Below are 15844 nucleotides of genomic sequence, written 5' to 3' on the forward strand. Positions count from 1 at the left end.
GCGGTGTTCCTGCCCCTCAGGGCGCGACGGAAGAGGAGGGAGTGCGGTGGGCGCGTGCGGCCTGGCGCGCCAGCCGGCCGCGCAGTTCGCGCAGGATGCGGCGGCGGCGCAGCCGCGGCGCCGCGTTGTCGGCGATCAGCACCGCGAAGAACACCGCATAGGCTGGCCACACGTAGCCGGCATAGCCGCCCATCTCGAAGAAGTGCTGCAGCGGGCTCATCGGCCGGCCTCCGCCTCGGCGATCTGGCGCACCCAGTCCTTGCCGCCTTCCAGCGCCAGCAGGTCGGTGCGCGCGCGGCGGCACAGGCTGGCCGCGTAGTAGGCCTTGGTGGCCAGGGTCATCACCAGCAGCGGCCACAGCATGGACCACGGCATCTTCGAGTGGCCGAAGATGTCCACCGTGCTGCCCTGGTGCAGGGTGTTCCACCACACCACCGACCAATGCACGATCGGCACGTTGATCACGCCGATGATCGCGAGGAAGCCCGCGGCGCGCGCACCCTGGCGGCGATCCTCGAACGCGTGGTACAGCCCGATCACGCCGAGATACAGGAACAGCAGCACCAGCTCGGAAGTGAGCCGCGCGTCCCAGGTCCACCAGGTGCCCCACATCGGCTTGCCCCACAGCGAGCCGGTGACCAGGGTGATGAAGGTGAAAGCCGCGCCGACCGGTGCCGATTCCATCGCCACCACCTCGGCCAGCTTCATGCGCCACACCAGCGCGACGAACGCGGCCACGCCCATCACCGCGTAGACGAACATGCTCATCCAGGCGCTGGGCACGTGGATGAAGATGATGCGGTAGGCATCGCCCTGCTGGTAGTCCGGCGGCGCCAGCACCAGGCCGCCGTACAGGCCGATCGCGCCGGCGAGCAGCGCCAGTCCCATCGCCCACGGCCGCACCGCGCCGGCGACGCGGTAGAACGTCGGCGGCGAGCCGAGCTTGTGCAACCAGAGCGGAATCCAGGTAGACATCGCTTACGAGTCCAGGGCAATACGCAAGGCCGCCGCGCAGGCCAGCGGCGCCAACACCACGCAGAGGATGAGTGCGGCGGCCAGCCAGGCGACCGGTGCCAGCCATGGCAGGCCCTGCTGGGCGGCTGCCACGGCGCCGGCCGCGAAGATCACCACCGGCACGCACAGCGGCAGCAACATCAGGGCCAGCAGCATACCAGAGCGCCGCGTGCCGGCCGTCAGCGCCACCAGCACCGCGCCGAGCAGGCTGAGCAGCGGCGTCGCCAGCAGCAACGCCAGCAGCAGCGCGGGCATCGCGGCGGCCGGCAGGTGCAGCATGCCCGCCAGCAGCGGCGCGATCACGATCAGCGGCAAGGCCGTGGTGATCCAGTGCGCAAGAACTTTCATGCCCAGCATCGGCGCCAGCGGCTGCGGCGCCAGCACCAGCTGTTCCAGCGAACCATCCTCGATGTCGCTGGCGAACATCCCGTCCAGCGCCAGCAGCATCGCCAGCAGCACGGTCACCAGCACCACGCCGCCCGCGATCCGCTGCAGCAGCGCCAGATCCGGCCCCAGCGCAAACGGGAACAGCACCGCCACGATCACCGCATACAGCACCGGCATCGCCAGATCGCCGCGCCGGCGCCACGCCAGCAAGAGATCCCGCCGCAACATCGCGGCGCAGGCCGGAAGCAGCGAAGCGCCGCTCATCCGCGAACGCCCCCTCTGCGAAAAAACTCACGCATGCATGCGTATCCGCTGTGGCTCGCCGCCGTGGAACCCCACCGCTCCATGGCTGCTCACCAGCACCGCGCCGCCGGCCGCCACGTGCTGCTCGAGCAGGCGGTTGACCAGCGCGATGCCGTGCCGGTCGAGATTCGCGTACGGCTCGTCGAGCAGCCACAGCGTCGCCGGCAGCAGCAGCAGGCGCGCCAGCGCGGCACGCTTCTTCTGTCCGGCGGAAAGGCGTCGCACCGGCTCGTCCTCGTAGCCGGCCAGGCCCACTTCATCGAGCGCCGCATCGGCCGTGGCGCCGTCGCGCCGGCCGCGCAGGCCCGCGGCAAAGGCGAGGTTCTCGCGCGGGCTCAGTTCCAGCTTCTGGCCCAGCTGGTGGCCGAGGAACAGGATCTCGCCGGAGCAGGCCTCGCGCTGCCACGGCATGCCGCGCCACAGCAGACGTCCTTCGCTCGCGTGCAGCAGGCCGGCCAGCAGGCGCAGCAGGGTGGTCTTGCCGCTGCCGTTGTCGCCCTCGACCAAGGCCAGCTCGCCCTCGTGCAGGCGGAAATCCAGCGGCGCGAACACCGGCTCGTCCTGGCGATGGAAGCTCAGGCGGCGCGCTTCGAGCAGGGGAGAGGTGGCAGTCATTGCTTCCATTCTCCGCAATGCCTCGCCGGCTTGTCCATGCGACGCGCTGCCGCTGCGCGCCTCAATCCAGCACCCGCAGCGTGGCGTGGCCACCCGCCTCGCCGTGCACGTAGGCCAGCTGGCCGTGCGCGCGGGTCAGCAGGTCCAGCGCCTCGACACCCACGCCGGTCACGAACAGGCTCGGCTCGCTCCAGCCGGAGGTGCCCACGCCGATGGCCGGATAGACGCGCACGCCCGGCTGCCGTTCGAGCGAGGCCAGCAGCTCGCGCTGCGCAGCCTCGTTCTCGGCCGGCGGGCGCCGGCGCGCCTGGGGGTTCCAGGCCGTGACGAAGGCCCAGGGCTGTGCGCCCACCAAGGTGGCAAGCGTGGCGGGCAGGGGCAGGTCCACGCGGATGATGGCCCAGCGCACCGCGTCCAGGCAGACGTGGTAGGTGGTGGAACGGAACGCCTCGAGCAGGGCCTCATCCATGGCGCGAGTCCGGCAGCGGCGCCAGGGTGGACTGGATCAGTCGGGCGGCGGCGTCGAGATCGACGGCATCCGCGTCCGGTGTGTCGCGCAGCAATTCCTCCAGCAACGCATCCTGCGCGCGACCGCGTTCCAGCGCGTAGGCGTAGGGCAGGTGGGTGAAGGTGACCAGCCGGTAGCGCGCCATGTAGTGGCCGGGAATGCGTCCGGCCAGCTTTGCGCCCAGCGCGCGCTTGGCGAGGTAGTGAGGATCGGCCACCGAGTCGCGCATCTCCACGTAGTTCTCCAGCGCCATCGCGGCGATCGCATTGGCGTTCGGCTGGCGGATGCGCTGGAACTCGGCGAACGCGCCGGCGCTGTCGCCGGGCGTGGCGGCCAGCAGGCGGGTCAGCTCCACCGTGTCCTCGAAGCCGCAGTTCATGCCCTGGCCATGGAACGGCACGATGGCGTGTGCCGCGTCGCCGATCAGCAGGGCGCGGCCATCGAGGTGCCAGCGGTCCAGGTAGAGCGTGGACAGCGTGCCCACCGGATGTTCGGCATAGTCCGCGTCGAAACGCGGGATCAGCGGCAGCAGGTCGGGGAAGTCCGCGGCGAAGAACGCACGCGCCGTGGCGGCATCGGGCAGGGTGGCGAAGCTGGGGTGCGCCCCCGTGGCGGGAAGGAACAGGGTGACGGTGAAGCTGCCCTCGGCGTTCGGCAGCGCGATGCACATGTAGCCGCCGCGCGGCCAGATGTGCAGCGCGTGCGGCTCCAGCGCGAAGCGGTCTGCGCCGCCGGCCTGCTGCGCCAGCGCGGGCGGCAACGCCTCGGCGGCGGGGATTTCCAGTTCCTTGTAGCCGTGGCCGAGCGGCTCGATGTGCTCGCCCAGCGGCGCGTAGGCGTTCATCGCGGCGCGCAGCGCCGAGCCCGCGCCGTCGGCGCCAATCAGGAGGCCGGGGGCATGCTCGCGCGTGCTGCCGGCCTCGTCGGCGAGCCGGATCCGGCAGCGGTCGAAGTCCGCTCCCAGCAGCGACTGGCCGAAATGGAAACGCACGCCGGTGGCCTCGGCGGCGTCCAGCAGCAGCATGTTCAGCGCACCGCGCGACACCGACCAGATCACCTCGCTGTCGTCCACGCCGTAGCGTTGCAGTGTGCTGGCGCCGCCGGGCGTATGCACCATGCGCCCGCGCATCATCACCGCATGCCGAAGCACCTCGTCGGCCAGCCCCGCCGTGCGCAGCGCCTGCAGGCCGCGCTCGGCCAGCGCGAGGTTGATCGAACGCCCGCCGAGGAAGCCCGCGCGGCGCGGATCGGGCCGCTTCTCGAACACCTCGACCGCAAAACCGTGCTGCGCCAGCTGCCGCGCCAGCAGGGCGCCCACCAGGCCGCCGCCGATCAGGGTGATACGAGGAGCTTGCGTCATGGCGCGTACCGTCGAAGGGATCGCGTCACTGTTCCGCAAGCGGCGCGCGACTGCAATCCCTCACCGCGGACTTGCAGGATGACCGCGATGGCGGTGCCGTTCCCGGCTACGGAGGGCGAAATGGAAATCGAATGTGCCGTGTCCGCGAAGTCGCGGCCGGCGACATGGTGCATGGCTGCCATGCTGCTGTCCCGGGTGTTGCCCGCCATGGCTGCCCAGCCCGTTTTCCCGGGCCACCTGACGAGGCTCAAGTCGGAGCGGTCCGTCATAGGCTTCCGTTTCCCTGCAGGTACCGAGGTCGAGGTCCTCGACAGCACGGGCGTGGCGACCGGCAAGGCGATTCTCCATCGCGGCTGCGAGGTGGACGGCCATTGGCTGAAAAGCGGCACTCAACTGATGGTTTTCGAGGCCAAGGGAACACCGCCCCATCTGGCCTGGTTCGATTCCGAGCCTGGTCAACGCTTCCACGGCATCGATCTGCCCGCAGGAACCCAGGTCGATTTCGATGCGCACGGCCGACTGGCCGACATGAGCAGCAACGAAGGGCCGCCGATCGCCATACGGGGCATGCTGTTCGCGGGAAACCGCTGGATCGAGTTCCACTCCAATGGCCGCGTCAAGCGCGGCGAACTGCTGAAAGGGTTTGTCGTGGACGGCTTGCATGTGCGGCCCGGGCCGATCGGGTTCTTTGCGACCGGCCGCATCAGACAGGCGTTGATCGGCGCGGGTTCCACGTACCGGACGCTGAAGCTGGCGCAGTCCAATCGTGGCAATGGATTCGATGTCCAGTTCTGGCCGGATGGCCGCCTGAGGCAGGGGATTCTCGCCAGGCCTGCCGTGGTGAACAGTAAAAGCTGCCCTGCCGGCCATGTTTCCTTCAGGCAGAACGGCACTCTCGACGAATGCGATGGCGGCAGATGGGTGTGGTGAGAAAGGTCCCCAGTGTCAGGCCTTCTCCCCCGGCTGTGCCGGGGGAGGAGCGAAGCAAGCTCAGAAGCTCATGAAATACCCGCCGTTGACCGGCAGGTTGACCCCGGTGAGGTAGCCGGCGTCGTCGTCGGCGAGGAAGCACACCGCGCGGGCGATGTCGGCGGGCTGGCCCAGCCTGCCCACCGGGATGCCGGCGACGATCTGGGCGCGGATCTCGGCGGGCACCGCGGCCACCATCGGCGTGTCGCAGTAGCCGGGCGAGACGGTGTTGACGGTGACGCCCTTGCGTGCGGTCTCGCGCGCCAGCGCCATCGTGAAGCCGTGCACGCCGGCCTTGGCGGCGGAGTAGTTGGTCTGGCCGAACTGGCCGGTCTGGCCATTCACCGAGCTGATGTTGACGATGCGGCCGAAACCGCGGCCGGTCATGCCTTCCACCACGGCGTGGCTGGTGTTGAACACGCCATCGAGGTTCACGCGCATCAGCTCGTGCCATTGCGCGGGCGTCATCTTGCGCAGGCTGGCGTCGCGGGTGATGCCGGCGGCGTTGACCAGGATGTCCACCCCACCGTGCTCGCGTTCGAGGCGGCCGATCAGCGCGGCGCAGGCGTCGTGGTCGCTGACATCCAGCACGTCGTGGCCGATGGCATCGCCGAACTCGGCGGTGGCCGCGCGAAACGCGGCGACGCGCGCCTCGCCGGCGGGCAGGTCGGCCGCGATCACGCGCCGGCCGGCGCGGGCCAACTGGCGGCAGATCTCGGTGCCCAGGCCGCCGAGGCCGCCGGTGACCAGGGCGAGGCGCGCGGGTGCGCCGGTCGCAAAAGCTGCGTGCATGAGGGGTTCCGTCGTTCTTGCGGTCGTTGCTGGCCGCGCGCTTCAAACAAAAACGCGCCGCTCGGGAGCGGCGCGTGGAGGGGCGGGAGGCGGCGTCAGCCGGTTTTCTTGGTGCCGCCGCGGCTGCCACCCTGCGGATGGATCTGTGCGGCGGCGTCGAGCAGGCCGCGCTGCATCGACTTCCACGCGTCCATGTTGCGCTCGGTCAGCTCGTTCAGCATTGCCCACGGGGTCTGTCCCATCAGGCTGTTCAGCTGGGTGCGGAACTGCTGCTGCTGATCCAGGAACACCTGCAGGCTGCGCTCCAGGTACGGCCCCATGAAGCCCTGCAGCGAGTCGCCGTAGAAGCGGATGATCTGGCTGAGCAGCTGGGGCGACAGCATCGGCTGCCCCTTCTCCTCGTGCTCGGAGATGATCTGCAGCAGCACGGAGCGGGTGAGATCCTCGCCGGTCTTGGCGTCGCGGACCTCGAAGTCCTCGTTGTCCAGCACCAGCTGACGCACCTCCTCCAGCGTGATGTAGCTGGAGATTTCGGTGTCGTAGAGCCGACGGTTCGGATACTTCTTGATGATGCGCTTGTTTTGTGCCATGCGGCGAAACTAGCAGAAGATATTGCGCCGCACCAGTAGACCACTGGCATGCACGCCACAAAATTGGTCTGCTCTGCGATGGGCCGCGGCGTGGCGATGTGCGCAGGGGTGGTCTGCAGCAAAAGGCGGCGGATCAGTGCCCCATGGCCCCGCCCTCGCTGCCGAACGGCGGCCGGGCGAACCAGAGGATCGGGATCAGCAGCAGGAACAGCACCGCGCAGCCCCAGAACACGTCGTTGACCGCCAGGGTGAGCGCCTCGCGGTTCACCAGCTGGTTGACCACGCCCAGGGTCTGCCGGTGCGGCATGCTGCGATGGGCCAACTCCTGCAGGAACCGCGTCGCCGCCGGATGGCCGGGACTGACGTACTCGGTGAGGTTGGCGTGGTGCAGCTCGCTGCGGTGCTGCCACAGCGTCACCGTGATCGCGGTGGACATGGAGGAGCCCATGGTGCGGCAGAAGTTGGACAGGCCCGAGGCGCTGGCGATCTCCGAGGCGGGCAGGCCGGCCAGGTAGATCTGGTTCAGCGGGATGAAGAAGCAGGGGATGGCCAGGCCCATCACGAAGCGCGGCAGCACCAGGGTGGAAAACGAGGCGTTGCTGTCGAAGCTGGAGAACCAGTACGAGGTGAGCGCGAAGATCACGAACGCGAAGGTCACCACCGCACGCAGCTCCAGCCGGTGCATGTTCTTGCCGAGCACCGGCGACAGCAGGAACGCCAGCACGCCCACCGGCGCGGTGGCGAGGCCCGCCCAGGTGGCGGTGTAGCCCAGGTCGATCTGCAGCCACAGCGGGAACACCACGTTGATGCCGAAGAACGCGAACATGCCCAGCGTGAGCGCCACTACGCCCACGGTGAAGTTGCGCTGCCTGAACAGCGAGAGGTCGATCACCGGATGCTTGGCGTGGATCTCCCACACCACCAGGAAGGTGAGGCAGACCAGGGCGATGATGCCCAGCGTGAGGATCAGCGGCGAGGCGAACCAGTCGTGGTCGTTGCCGTTGTCCAGCATGAACTGCAGGCAGCCCACGCCCGCCACCAGCAGCACCAGGCCCACCACGTCGATCGGCGCCTTGAAGGTCTTCGTCTCGCGCTTGTGCAGGATCGCCCAGGTGACCGCCGCCGCGGCCAGGCCCACCGGCAGGTTGATGTAGAAGATCCAGGGCCAGGAGAAGTTGTCGGTGAGCCAGCCGCCCAGGATCGGGCCGAAGATTGGCGCCACCACCACGGTCATCGCCCACAGCGCCAGCGCGATGCCCTGTTTCTCCTTGGGGTAGCTGGTCAGCAGCAGGGTCAGCGAGAGTGCCACCATCGGGCCGGAGCCCGCGCCCTGCATCAGCCGGCAGACCACCAGCATCGGCATGCTGGTGGCCAGGCCGCACAGCATCGAGAACACCACGAACAGCAGCACCGAGACCACGAACGTGCGCACCTCGCCGAAGCGCCGCGCCACCCAGCCGGTGAGCGGCTGCATGATCGCGCTCGCCAGCGCGTAGGAGCTGATCGTCCAAGTGCCCTCGTTCGGGCTCACGCCGAGGCTGCCGGAGATGTGCGGCACGGCCACGTTGACGATGGTCATGTCCAGCACCTCCATGAAGGTGCTGAACGCGACGGCGATGGTGAGCAGCGCCAGCGGACCGCCGTGCAGCGGCTTCAGCGGAGCGGCGTTCTCGGGCGTGGTGGCCATGGCGGGACTCGTGTGGGGCTCGCAGCGGCGCGGTTCAGCGCGACCGGCCGGCGCTGCCGAGGTTGGCGCGGATCACCTTCTCGGCCTCGGCGTCGGCCTGGCTGGCGACGGCGTCGTACACGCTGGTCTCCGCGGCCGGCTGCGCGGGGCCGGCCGCCAGCACCTTGCCCTGGTCGTGGCTGATGTCCACGGTGACGTCGGCGGACAGGCCCACGCGCAGCGGATGCCGGTCCAGTTCCTTGTCGTCCAGCGCGATGCGCACCGGCACGCGCTGCACCACCTTGATCCAGTTGCCGGTGGCGTTCTGCGCGGGCAGCAGCGAGAACACGCTGCCGGTGCCGGCGCCCAGGCCGATCACCTTGCCGTGATATTCCACCTTGTCGCCGTAGAGGTCGGTGGTGATCTTCGCCGGCTGACCGATGCGGACGTGGCGCAACTGGTTCTCCTTGAAGTTGGCGTCCACCCACAGGTCGTGCAGCGGCACCACGCTCATCAGCGGCTGGCCGGGCGCCACGCTGTTGCCCAGCTGCACGCTGCGTTCGGCCACGTAGCCGGACACCGGCGCCACGATGGTGTCGCGCTGCGCGGCGATCCAGGCGGCGCGGAAGTTCGCGCGCGCCTGCTGCACGGCGGGGTTGTTCGCGATGTCGGTGCCGGCGACGGCGGCGTGCGCGGCCCTGGCCTGCGCGTCGGCGGTGTCCAGCGCGGCCTGTGCGCCGGCCACGGCATCGCGCAGATGCTGCACGATCTCGGGCGATTCCGCCTGCGCGGCCACCAGCGGCAGGTGGCGCCTGAGGTCGGCTTCCGCCTTCTGCAGTTCCACCTTGCGCGCCGCCACCGCGGCGTCGGCGCCGCTGGCGCTGTCGGTCTGCCCGCGCACCTGGCGCACCGCGAGCGCCAACGCACTCCTCGCCTGGCGCAGGCGCACGTCGGCATCGGTGGGGTCGAGCTTCACCAGCACCTGGCCGGCGTCGACATGCTCGGTGTCGTCGGCCAGCACCGCGACCACGGTGCCGGGCACCTGGGCGGAGATGCCCACCAGGTTGCCGCCCACGTACGCGTTGTCGGTGCTCTCGCGGGTGGAGAACACGAAGAACCACAGCAGGAACCAGGCCAGTGCGGCAAGGATGAACACCAGGGTCACGATCAACAGCGCGCGCCGGCGCTTGGGCGGATCCTTGGCGGCGAAGCCGCTGTCGTTGCGGTCCTGCGGCAGGGCGGACTCGGTGGCGCTCATGGGCGGGGACTCCGGCTGGCGTTCTTGGAAGGTGAGGTGGGGGAGGATGGCGTCGCGTCGGCGGCATCAGCGGGCATGCGGTAGCCGCCACCCAGCGCCTTGACCAGGGCGAGATCGGTAGTGAGCGCCTGCGCATGCAGGGCTATGGCCTGGTCCTGCTGCTGCAGCAGCTGGGCCTTGGCGGCGAGGCTTTCGCGGGCGTCGCGGACGCCCCGCTGCAGGCGTGCCTGCGCGCTGGCGACGAGGCGCTCGTCGGCACCGACCTGCTGCGCCTGCTGCCGCCGGTTGGTGGCCAGCTGCTCGGCAGCCAGTGCCTGGCTGGCGACTTCGCGCGTGGCGTGGAACACGGCGGCGTTGTATTGCGCCACCGCGTCGTCGAGCTGGGCGCGGCTGATGCCGTATGCGGCCTTCAGCCGGCCGCCCTCGAAGATCGGCAGGTGCAGTGCCGGCGTGAGGGCGAACACGCGGCTGCCCGCGCTGAACAGGTTGCCGAGATCGCCGGAGCCGCCGCCGAACAGCGCAGGCGTACCCTGATTGGTGCTGGAAAGCCCCGCCAGCGCGGTGATGCTGAAGTCCGGGTAGAACTGCGCACGTGCCACGTCGGTCTGCCGCAGCGCCGCCTCCACCTGCCAGCGGCTGGCGGCGATGTCGGGCCGGCGCGCGATCAGGTCGAGTTTCGCATCGGCGGGCAGCGCGCTGCTGATGGCCGGCAACGGCCGCGGCGCCAGCGCCGGCAACTGCGCAGGCGCCACCCCGAGCAGGGCGGCCAGCGCAACTGTGCGAATCTGCGCCGAGCTTTCCAGCGCGGTCTGCGCTTGCTCGACGGCGATCACGCGCGAGCGTGCTTCCTGCAGGGTGTCGGGCAGGTCCACGCCTTGCCGCACGCGCAGCCCGGCGATCGAGAGCAGGCGCCGTTGCACGGCCAGCGACTGCCGGGCCAGCGCCAGCCGCGCCTCGTCGGCCAGCCAGCCGAAGTAGGTGTCGGCCACGGCGTTCTGGATCGTCAGCGCGGCCGCGCTGCGCTGCGCCTCGGCGGCGTGCGCCTGGTCCAGCGCGCTTTCGATCGCTGCGCGCTTCTTGCCCCACCAGTCGAAGTCGTACTGGAACTGCACGCCGAGATCGGCCTGGTTGTACCAGGTGAAGCCGAGCAGCTTCGGCGGCATCAGGCCGTGTTCGCTGATGCGCTGCCGGCTGAGCTGCGCGTTGCCGTTGATGCTGAGCCCGGCCTGGGCAGCGGCCAGCTTCACCGACTGCTCGGCGGTGCGCACGCGGCTCTGCGCCTGGGCGAGGTCGGGCGACTGGCGTAGCGCCATCGCCATCAGTTCGTCGAGTTGCGCATCGCCATAACCACGCCACCAGTCGGTGGCCGGCCAACCGGCGCGGGTAGGCACGGACAGGCCGGCGAGCGGCACGTCGTCGCGCAGTGCCGGAGGCGCCAGCTTCGGCGGCGCCAATGCGCAGCCGGCGAGCGGCAGCAGGACGGCAAGGGCCAGGGCCGCGCGTGGGCGAGGCGGGGCGAAGGTCATCGGGAGCTCCTTCACGACGCGTCGTCCGCGTCGAGCTGGTCGAGGTTCTTGGCGAGCTTGCGCAGCAGGCGGCTGAGCTGGCGGCGGTCGGTGGCGCCGAAGCCGGCGAACATCGCCTCCACGCGGGGAAACATCGGTGGCAGCATCTTCTGCACGAAGCGGCGACCGGCGGCGGTGATGCGGATCAGCACGCGGCGACGATCTCCGGGGCTGGTGCCGCGCGAGATCAGTCCGCGCTTCACCAGCGCGTTGCCAATGCGGGTCATGTTGGTGCTGCCCTGCGAGGTGAATTCGCACAGCTCGCCGGGAGTGGAGCTGCCGTCCGGACGGCTGTGCAGGATCATCAGGGTAAGGAATTCGCTGTGGTTGAGCTGGTACGGCTTGAGCTTGTCCGCCAGCCCCTCGTCCATGCGTGCGCCCACCATCAGCATCAGCCGGCACAGCGTGGCCTGTTCGGCTGGCAACTGCGGGATGACCTCGTGCATCCGCCCGATGCCCTCGTCCATCATCGCAATGCATTTGCCAAGACAGGCCATTTCATCAATTCATATTTCACTGATGAAGTAAATATTGGCGCAGACCGGCTCGCGCTGCAAGTGCCGCGCGTCGATCACTCGGAGTGGGGAGCGGGCAGGCGGAACAGCCGCTGGGCGTTCGCGGCGGTGGCGGCCGCCACGGCGAGTTCCGGCTCGCCGCGTAGCGCCGCCACGCAGCGCAGCACCTCGGCGACGTGGGCCGGCTCGTTGCGCCGGCCGCGATGATTCGCGTCGGGCTGGTCGGGCGCGTCGCTTTCCAGCAGCAGGAATTCGATCGGCATGCCTGCCACGATGCGGCGCAGGCGCTGCGCCCGCTCGTAGGTCACCGGCCCGCCGATGCCCACCAGGAAGCCGAGCTGCCACAGTCGCCGCGCCTGCTCCTCGCTTCCGGAAAAACTGTGCACCACGCCGCGCACGCCGGGATGGCGGCGCAGGACGAGGATCACTTCCTCCAGCGCCTGTCGCGCGTGCACGATCACCGGCAGGTCGAGGTCGCGGGCCAGCGCCAGCTGGCGCGTGAAATAGTCGCGTTGCAGCGCAGGATCCGGCTCGCCGGCGTGGAAATCCAGCCCGATCTCGCCGATCGCCACGGCTGCGTTCGCATCGCACCACGACAACAAGGCGTCCACATCGCCGGGCGCATGCTGGCGCAACCAGAGCGGGTGCAGGCCGTAGGCTGGGAACAGCATGCGCGGGTGCATGGCGCAGAGGTCGCGGATGCGCGGCCAGCTGGCGGCGTCCACCGCCGGCACCACCAGTTGGCCGACGCCGGCATTGCGCGCGCGCTGCAGCACCTGTATGCGGTCGGCATCGAAGGTGCGGTCGTCAAGATGGGCGTGGCTGTCGACAAGCACGGGCGTGATGCGTCTCTCGTTTTCCGATGCCGCGTGCGGGCAAGGGCTGAAGCAATCTTGGCGTGAAGTTAGTGTAATGGCGGCGGTCTAGGCGGTATTCAGACTCGTGAAGGTTCAATTGGCCTGCAGGCCGCAGGCCGGTGCATGTCGCACCGCGTCGCGGCCGGAACACTGACAGAGGAGGATGGTTATGAACAGGTTGATGGTCAATGCACTCAATGTGGGGATTGCTGCCGCGCTGGCCGTCGGCTTGTCGGCCTGCAATCGCAGTGCCGACGCCACGCAGGGAGCCCAGGCGGCGAACGATGCGCAGCCGGCGGCCGCGCAGCAGCCGGCCGGCCCCCAGTACGCCAAGGTGGTCAGCGTGACGCCGGTTCGCTCGACCACGAGCGCGCCGCATGAGGTCTGCCATGACGAGGTGGTGAACCATGCCGCGCCGCCGAAGGATCAGCACAACATCGCGGGCACCGCGATCGGCGCGGTGGCCGGTGGCCTGCTTGGCCACATGGTCGGCGGCGGCAAGGGCAAGACCCTGGCGACGGTGGCCGGTGCGGTGGGTGGTGGCTATGCCGGCAACCGCATCGAGAACGCCCATCACCAGCCGCAGGTGACCCAGACGGTCGAGCGCCGCTGCAGCACGGTCAGCAACAGCAGCAGCAAGATCGTCGGCTACGACGTGCAGTACGTGTACAACGGCGTCACCCGCACCACGCGCATGGACCACGATCCGGGCGATCGCGTGCAGGTGCAGGAAGGCGTGACGGCCGTTTCGGACGCCCGCTGATCGCCGACGCAGAACACCACCAAGGAGCAGCGCGATGAACTTCACCTTGCGAGGCATCGTTCCCGCGGCTGTGCTGGCGGCGGGGCTGGCACTGGCCGGCTGCGCCACCGGACCCACCTATGGCGACGGCGGCTACCGGCAGGGTTACGGACAGGGCTATGGCGGCGGCTACGGTCGCTGCCAGAGCTGCGGCGTGGTGCAGGACGTGCAGCCGGTGTACGTCGATGGCGGCAACGGCAATGGCGGCGTACTTGGTGCGGTGATCGGCGCGGTGGCCGGCGGTGTGCTGGGCAGCACCATCGGCAAGGGCGATGGCCGCAAGGCCGCCACGGTGGCCGGTGCGGTGGCCGGCGGCCTCGTCGGCAACCAGGTCGGCAGGCGCTCCGGCGGCGGCAATGCGTGGCGCGTCGTGGTGCGGCTGGACAACGGCCAGTACGCCACGGTGACGCAGCGCGAGAGCCCGGGTGTTCGCAACGGCGACTACGTGCAGGTTCGCGATGGTCGGGTCTACCCGATGTGACCGTTCTCGTGTCATGTTGAATGGACGTCTGGACGTCCAAATGAAAAGGCCCTCGAAAGAGGGCCTTTTCTTCTTTGCGGGATGTGGACCGGGATGGCCGCCCGCTTGATCTTCGCGATCATGGGCGATCGCAAGGGTGCTGGACTTCAGTTCACGGCGTAGAAGGTGTGGTCGCCAATGGTGATTGCCGGCTTGTTGCGCGACCACGCGGGCGTTATCGCCGCGGTGGCGAAATGGTCGGCGCGCGGGACAACTATGCGGCGCTGGTTCGCCGGCAGCTGCCAGTCGTGGATCATGCGACCGGCGATTTCCCAGGCCTTGTGGAAGGCCTGGACGTTGGTGATCTCGAACGAGCCGGGCGTGGTCGTGGTGGCGAACTGGTGCGGTGCCATCACCACCTCGCACACCGTATTGCCCCACTGGCCGCGTTCGCGTCGGCGCATCGCCACTTCGGCGACGGCCATCTGGCCGATGGTGGGTTGGCTGCGTGCCTCCAGGTACACCGTCGTGGCCAGGCAGGCCTGGTTCGCGACCGGTTGCGGCATCAGCGTGGTCAGCCACAACAGCATGGAAAGTTTCATTGTCTGCCTCCAGCGTGCTGTACGCGCAGACGATGGAGCCGTCCGACGCGCCGTTGCGGTGGACGGGCGGGCAGGCCGTTCCACCTGGATTGATCGCGCAGCCGAAACTTGTGGCTGGGCGAATGCCACGGGATTGTGGCGTTCGAGCGGCGGCATCTGTGCCGATCGAGGGATGTTGCCGAGGTGCTGTGCGACTGTGCGCGTAACCTGCAACTTGTGCCGCCCTCAGGCGGGTGTTCCATCCGGTGATCTTCACCGGGTCGCGCCGATACGGAATCTTCCGGTTCGTCGCGTGCTTCGGCAGCCGTTGGTGGCGGGTGCCGCATTGATGAGGTGGGCGGAGACTAGCGGCGGATTTTCCCCACGGCAAGTGCCGGGTTGTCCCGATTCAACGCATGCTCATGCAAAACGTCGACAAAGGTGAATGGGTCGTTCATGCACTTGTGACGATGCGCGCACTTCAGTTTTCCCAGCGATGCCGCACGCACAATGCAAGGTCGTCGTCGAGTTGCAGCGTGGCGTTTTCCGCGGGTGATGTCGTGACGTCGTCGTTCAACACCGCGAGCGCAGCGATGTCCTCGTTGTCGCCGATGACATCGAGCAGCACGCCGACATCGTTGCCTTCGCGGCGCAGGGTTTCGCCGGCTGCGGCATTGCGCAGCAGCTGCACCGTGCAGAGATGCCGCTTGTGCCCGCCGCGCCAATGCAGGCGCGCGACGATTTCCTGGCCGGGATAGCAACCCTTGTCGATTGCTACCGCCTGCAGGCGGTGCAGCGACAGCGCCGGCGGCAGCAAGGCATCGAGCGCGGCGGCGGGCAGCCAGGGCCAACCCATCTGCAGTTGCAGCCGCCGCCACGCTGCGTCGCCTTCGCCATCGGCAGCGAGCCGCAGGCCATGCGTGCCACAACCGAACACGATGCCGTCGCTGTCGATGCGCACTTCATGCAGCGGCAACGCGGCGGCGGTGACCGGCACGTGCCATGGCGACGCCTGCAACGTGAGCCGGGAGCGGAACACGTAGCGGCGCAGGGATTCGCCCAGCGTCGCGGCGTCACCGCCGCGCAACAGCAGGAGCAGGCGTTGTTCGTCCAGTCGCGCCAGGTGGAACAGCACGCGCACCCGACCCTGCGCACTCAACCACGCACCAAACTGCCATGCGCCGACGGCGAGCGATTGGATGTTGCTGCTGAATTGCGCGTGTGCGAAGGCAAGTGCATCGGGACCTTCGATCAACAGGGTTTCGGCGTGGATGGAGGACGGCATGGGGAGCGACATGTGGTCGGTGACGGCGGGGCACAAGACGTGGTCGCACGTGGCGGGTGCAGTTGCTCGACGTTCGTCAAGGTTGTGCGGCATGGGCGCAAGTATTAACCTTCCGCCGCTTGATTCAACGACCATGACCGATACCGTCCGCCCGCCCGAATCCACGCCTGCCTCCATGCCCGCGGAGCCTGCGGCCGTGCCGGGGCAGGGGACGGGGGCGAAGGAGAAGCCTGCGCTCGATCCCACCCGCTACGGCGACTGGGAGAAGAACGGGCGCTGCATCGATTTCTGATGCGCCCCGCGCGACGGCGTGGGTG

General features: G+C 69.0%; 19 protein-coding genes. 4 read left to right on the forward strand and 15 right to left on the reverse strand.

Annotation, left to right across the window (positions count from 1 at the left end):
* Positions 1-16: 16 nt before the first annotated feature.
* The 6 genes from ccmD to ACQGNW_RS13010 are packed head-to-tail and all read right to left on the reverse strand — an operon-like array spanning position 17 to position 4187.
* Positions 17-220: a heme exporter protein CcmD gene (gene ccmD / locus ACQGNW_RS12985; protein WP_426663605.1), complete on the reverse strand. Its 204-nt coding sequence runs from the start codon at positions 218-220 to the stop codon at positions 17-19.
* A complete protein-coding gene (locus tag ACQGNW_RS12990) occupies positions 217-975 on the reverse strand; it encodes a heme ABC transporter permease (RefSeq protein WP_426663606.1) in 759 nt (252 codons plus the stop codon). The genes ccmD and ACQGNW_RS12990 overlap by 4 nt, the downstream gene beginning before the upstream one ends.
* Before the next feature lie 3 nt (positions 976-978).
* On the reverse strand, positions 979-1665 hold the full coding sequence (gene ccmB, locus ACQGNW_RS12995) for a heme exporter protein CcmB (RefSeq protein WP_426663607.1): 687 nt from the start codon (positions 1663-1665) through the stop codon (positions 979-981).
* Between the two features lie 27 nt (positions 1666-1692).
* Positions 1693-2328 carry a cytochrome c biogenesis heme-transporting ATPase CcmA gene (ccmA, locus tag ACQGNW_RS13000; RefSeq protein WP_426663608.1) on the reverse strand — a complete coding sequence of 212 codons (636 nt, stop codon included), beginning with the start codon at positions 2326-2328 and terminating at the stop codon, positions 1693-1695.
* 52 nt (positions 2329-2380) lie between these two features.
* Complete coding sequence (locus ACQGNW_RS13005; protein WP_426663609.1) at positions 2381-2788, reverse strand: DUF3293 domain-containing protein; 408 nt, start codon at positions 2786-2788, stop codon at positions 2381-2383.
* A complete protein-coding gene (locus ACQGNW_RS13010) occupies positions 2781-4187 on the reverse strand; it encodes an FAD-dependent oxidoreductase (protein ID WP_426663610.1) in 1407 nt (468 codons plus the stop codon). The genes ACQGNW_RS13005 and ACQGNW_RS13010 overlap by 8 nt, the downstream gene beginning before the upstream one ends.
* A gap of 87 nt (positions 4188-4274) precedes the next feature.
* Here ACQGNW_RS13010 and ACQGNW_RS13015 point away from each other — a divergent pair, with 87 nt between their 5' ends.
* On the forward strand, positions 4275-5117 hold the full coding sequence (locus tag ACQGNW_RS13015; RefSeq protein ID WP_426663611.1) for a hypothetical protein: 843 nt from the start codon (positions 4275-4277) through the stop codon (positions 5115-5117).
* Between the two features lie 60 nt (positions 5118-5177).
* On the opposite strand, the gene phbB is transcribed toward ACQGNW_RS13015, so the two are convergent.
* The 7 genes from phbB to ACQGNW_RS13050 form a co-directional block, all read right to left on the reverse strand.
* Complete coding sequence (phbB, locus tag ACQGNW_RS13020; RefSeq protein WP_426663612.1) at positions 5178-5948, reverse strand: acetoacetyl-CoA reductase; 771 nt, start codon at positions 5946-5948, stop codon at positions 5178-5180.
* 95 nt (positions 5949-6043) lie between these two features.
* On the reverse strand, positions 6044-6538 hold the full coding sequence (gene phaR / locus ACQGNW_RS13025; RefSeq protein WP_426663613.1) for a polyhydroxyalkanoate synthesis repressor PhaR: 495 nt from the start codon (positions 6536-6538) through the stop codon (positions 6044-6046).
* A 133-nt stretch (positions 6539-6671) separates the two neighbouring features.
* Positions 6672-8225, reverse strand: coding sequence for a DHA2 family efflux MFS transporter permease subunit (locus tag ACQGNW_RS13030; RefSeq protein WP_426663614.1), 1554 nt, complete (start codon positions 8223-8225; stop codon positions 6672-6674).
* Positions 8226-8259: 34 nt separating this feature from the next.
* Positions 8260-9462 (reverse strand): HlyD family secretion protein, encoded by a 1203-nt coding sequence (locus ACQGNW_RS13035; protein WP_426663615.1) that lies wholly within the window; start codon positions 9460-9462, stop codon positions 8260-8262.
* Positions 9459-10988, reverse strand: coding sequence for an efflux transporter outer membrane subunit (locus ACQGNW_RS13040; RefSeq protein WP_426663616.1), 1530 nt, complete (start codon positions 10986-10988; stop codon positions 9459-9461). The genes ACQGNW_RS13035 and ACQGNW_RS13040 overlap by 4 nt, the downstream gene beginning before the upstream one ends.
* Before the next feature lie 11 nt (positions 10989-10999).
* Positions 11000-11494 carry a MarR family winged helix-turn-helix transcriptional regulator gene (locus ACQGNW_RS13045; protein WP_426663617.1) on the reverse strand — a complete coding sequence of 165 codons (495 nt, stop codon included), beginning with the start codon at positions 11492-11494 and terminating at the stop codon, positions 11000-11002.
* Between the two features lie 104 nt (positions 11495-11598).
* Positions 11599-12378, reverse strand: coding sequence for a TatD family hydrolase (locus ACQGNW_RS13050; RefSeq protein WP_426663618.1), 780 nt, complete (start codon positions 12376-12378; stop codon positions 11599-11601).
* Between the two features lie 190 nt (positions 12379-12568).
* Here ACQGNW_RS13050 and ACQGNW_RS13055 point away from each other — a divergent pair, with 190 nt between their 5' ends.
* Both ACQGNW_RS13055 and ACQGNW_RS13060 read left to right on the forward strand, forming a co-directional pair.
* Positions 12569-13162: a glycine zipper 2TM domain-containing protein gene (locus ACQGNW_RS13055; RefSeq protein ID WP_426663619.1), complete on the forward strand. Its 594-nt coding sequence runs from the start codon at positions 12569-12571 to the stop codon at positions 13160-13162.
* Positions 13163-13196: 34 nt separating this feature from the next.
* The gene (locus tag ACQGNW_RS13060; RefSeq protein WP_426663620.1) at positions 13197-13682 is read left to right on the forward strand and encodes an outer membrane lipoprotein; all 486 of its coding nucleotides are present in this window, start codon (positions 13197-13199) and stop codon (positions 13680-13682) included.
* A 146-nt stretch (positions 13683-13828) separates the two neighbouring features.
* Here ACQGNW_RS13060 and ACQGNW_RS13065 read toward each other — a convergent pair whose 3' ends face one another.
* Positions 13829-14263 carry a cell wall hydrolase gene (locus ACQGNW_RS13065; RefSeq protein WP_426663621.1) on the reverse strand — a complete coding sequence of 145 codons (435 nt, stop codon included), beginning with the start codon at positions 14261-14263 and terminating at the stop codon, positions 13829-13831.
* A 460-nt stretch (positions 14264-14723) separates the two neighbouring features.
* Positions 14724-15704 carry a CAF17-like 4Fe-4S cluster assembly/insertion protein YgfZ gene (ygfZ, locus tag ACQGNW_RS13070; RefSeq protein WP_426663622.1) on the reverse strand — a complete coding sequence of 327 codons (981 nt, stop codon included), beginning with the start codon at positions 15702-15704 and terminating at the stop codon, positions 14724-14726.
* On the opposite strand from ygfZ, the gene ACQGNW_RS13075 reads away from it, so the two are divergent.
* Positions 15703-15819 (forward strand): DUF1674 domain-containing protein, encoded by a 117-nt coding sequence (locus ACQGNW_RS13075; protein WP_426663623.1) that lies wholly within the window; start codon positions 15703-15705, stop codon positions 15817-15819. The two genes, ygfZ and ACQGNW_RS13075, sit on opposite strands and share 2 nt — an antisense overlap.
* Positions 15820-15844: the final 25 nt, after the last annotated feature.

It is taken from the genome of Rhodanobacter aciditrophus (assembly GCF_050026795.1).
In the GTDB taxonomy this organism is placed as follows: domain Bacteria; phylum Pseudomonadota; class Gammaproteobacteria; order Xanthomonadales; family Rhodanobacteraceae; genus Rhodanobacter_A.

Excerpts from the sequence above, each read along its gene's own strand:
- ccmD (WP_426663605.1), bottom strand. The coding sequence starts at position 220 with ATGAGCCCGCTGCAGCACTTCTTCGAGATGGGCGGCTATGCCGGCTAC.
- ACQGNW_RS12990 (WP_426663606.1), bottom strand. The coding sequence starts at position 975 with ATGTCTACCTGGATTCCGCTCTGGTTGCACAAGCTCGGCTCGCCGCCG.
- ccmB (WP_426663607.1), bottom strand. The coding sequence starts at position 1,665 with ATGAGCGGCGCTTCGCTGCTTCCGGCCTGCGCCGCGATGTTGCGGCGG.
- ccmA (WP_426663608.1), bottom strand. The coding sequence starts at position 2,328 with ATGGAAGCAATGACTGCCACCTCTCCCCTGCTCGAAGCGCGCCGCCTG.
- ACQGNW_RS13005 (WP_426663609.1), bottom strand. The coding sequence starts at position 2,788 with ATGGATGAGGCCCTGCTCGAGGCGTTCCGTTCCACCACCTACCACGTC.
- ACQGNW_RS13010 (WP_426663610.1), bottom strand. The coding sequence starts at position 4,187 with ATGACGCAAGCTCCTCGTATCACCCTGATCGGCGGCGGCCTGGTGGGC.
- ACQGNW_RS13015 (WP_426663611.1), top strand. The coding sequence starts at position 4,275 with ATGGCGGTGCCGTTCCCGGCTACGGAGGGCGAAATGGAAATCGAATGT.
- phbB (WP_426663612.1), bottom strand. The coding sequence starts at position 5,948 with ATGCACGCAGCTTTTGCGACCGGCGCACCCGCGCGCCTCGCCCTGGTC.
- phaR (WP_426663613.1), bottom strand. The coding sequence starts at position 6,538 with ATGGCACAAAACAAGCGCATCATCAAGAAGTATCCGAACCGTCGGCTC.
- ACQGNW_RS13030 (WP_426663614.1), bottom strand. The coding sequence starts at position 8,225 with ATGGCCACCACGCCCGAGAACGCCGCTCCGCTGAAGCCGCTGCACGGC.
- ACQGNW_RS13035 (WP_426663615.1), bottom strand. The coding sequence starts at position 9,462 with ATGAGCGCCACCGAGTCCGCCCTGCCGCAGGACCGCAACGACAGCGGC.
- ACQGNW_RS13040 (WP_426663616.1), bottom strand. The coding sequence starts at position 10,988 with ATGACCTTCGCCCCGCCTCGCCCACGCGCGGCCCTGGCCCTTGCCGTC.
- ACQGNW_RS13045 (WP_426663617.1), bottom strand. The coding sequence starts at position 11,494 with ATGGACGAGGGCATCGGGCGGATGCACGAGGTCATCCCGCAGTTGCCA.
- ACQGNW_RS13055 (WP_426663619.1), top strand. The coding sequence starts at position 12,569 with ATGAACAGGTTGATGGTCAATGCACTCAATGTGGGGATTGCTGCCGCG.
- ACQGNW_RS13060 (WP_426663620.1), top strand. The coding sequence starts at position 13,197 with ATGAACTTCACCTTGCGAGGCATCGTTCCCGCGGCTGTGCTGGCGGCG.
- ACQGNW_RS13065 (WP_426663621.1), bottom strand. The coding sequence starts at position 14,263 with ATGAAACTTTCCATGCTGTTGTGGCTGACCACGCTGATGCCGCAACCG.
- ACQGNW_RS13075 (WP_426663623.1), top strand. The coding sequence starts at position 15,703 with ATGCCCGCGGAGCCTGCGGCCGTGCCGGGGCAGGGGACGGGGGCGAAG.
- ygfZ (WP_426663622.1), bottom strand. The coding sequence starts at position 15,704 with ATGGAGGCAGGCGTGGATTCGGGCGGGCGGACGGTATCGGTCATGGTC.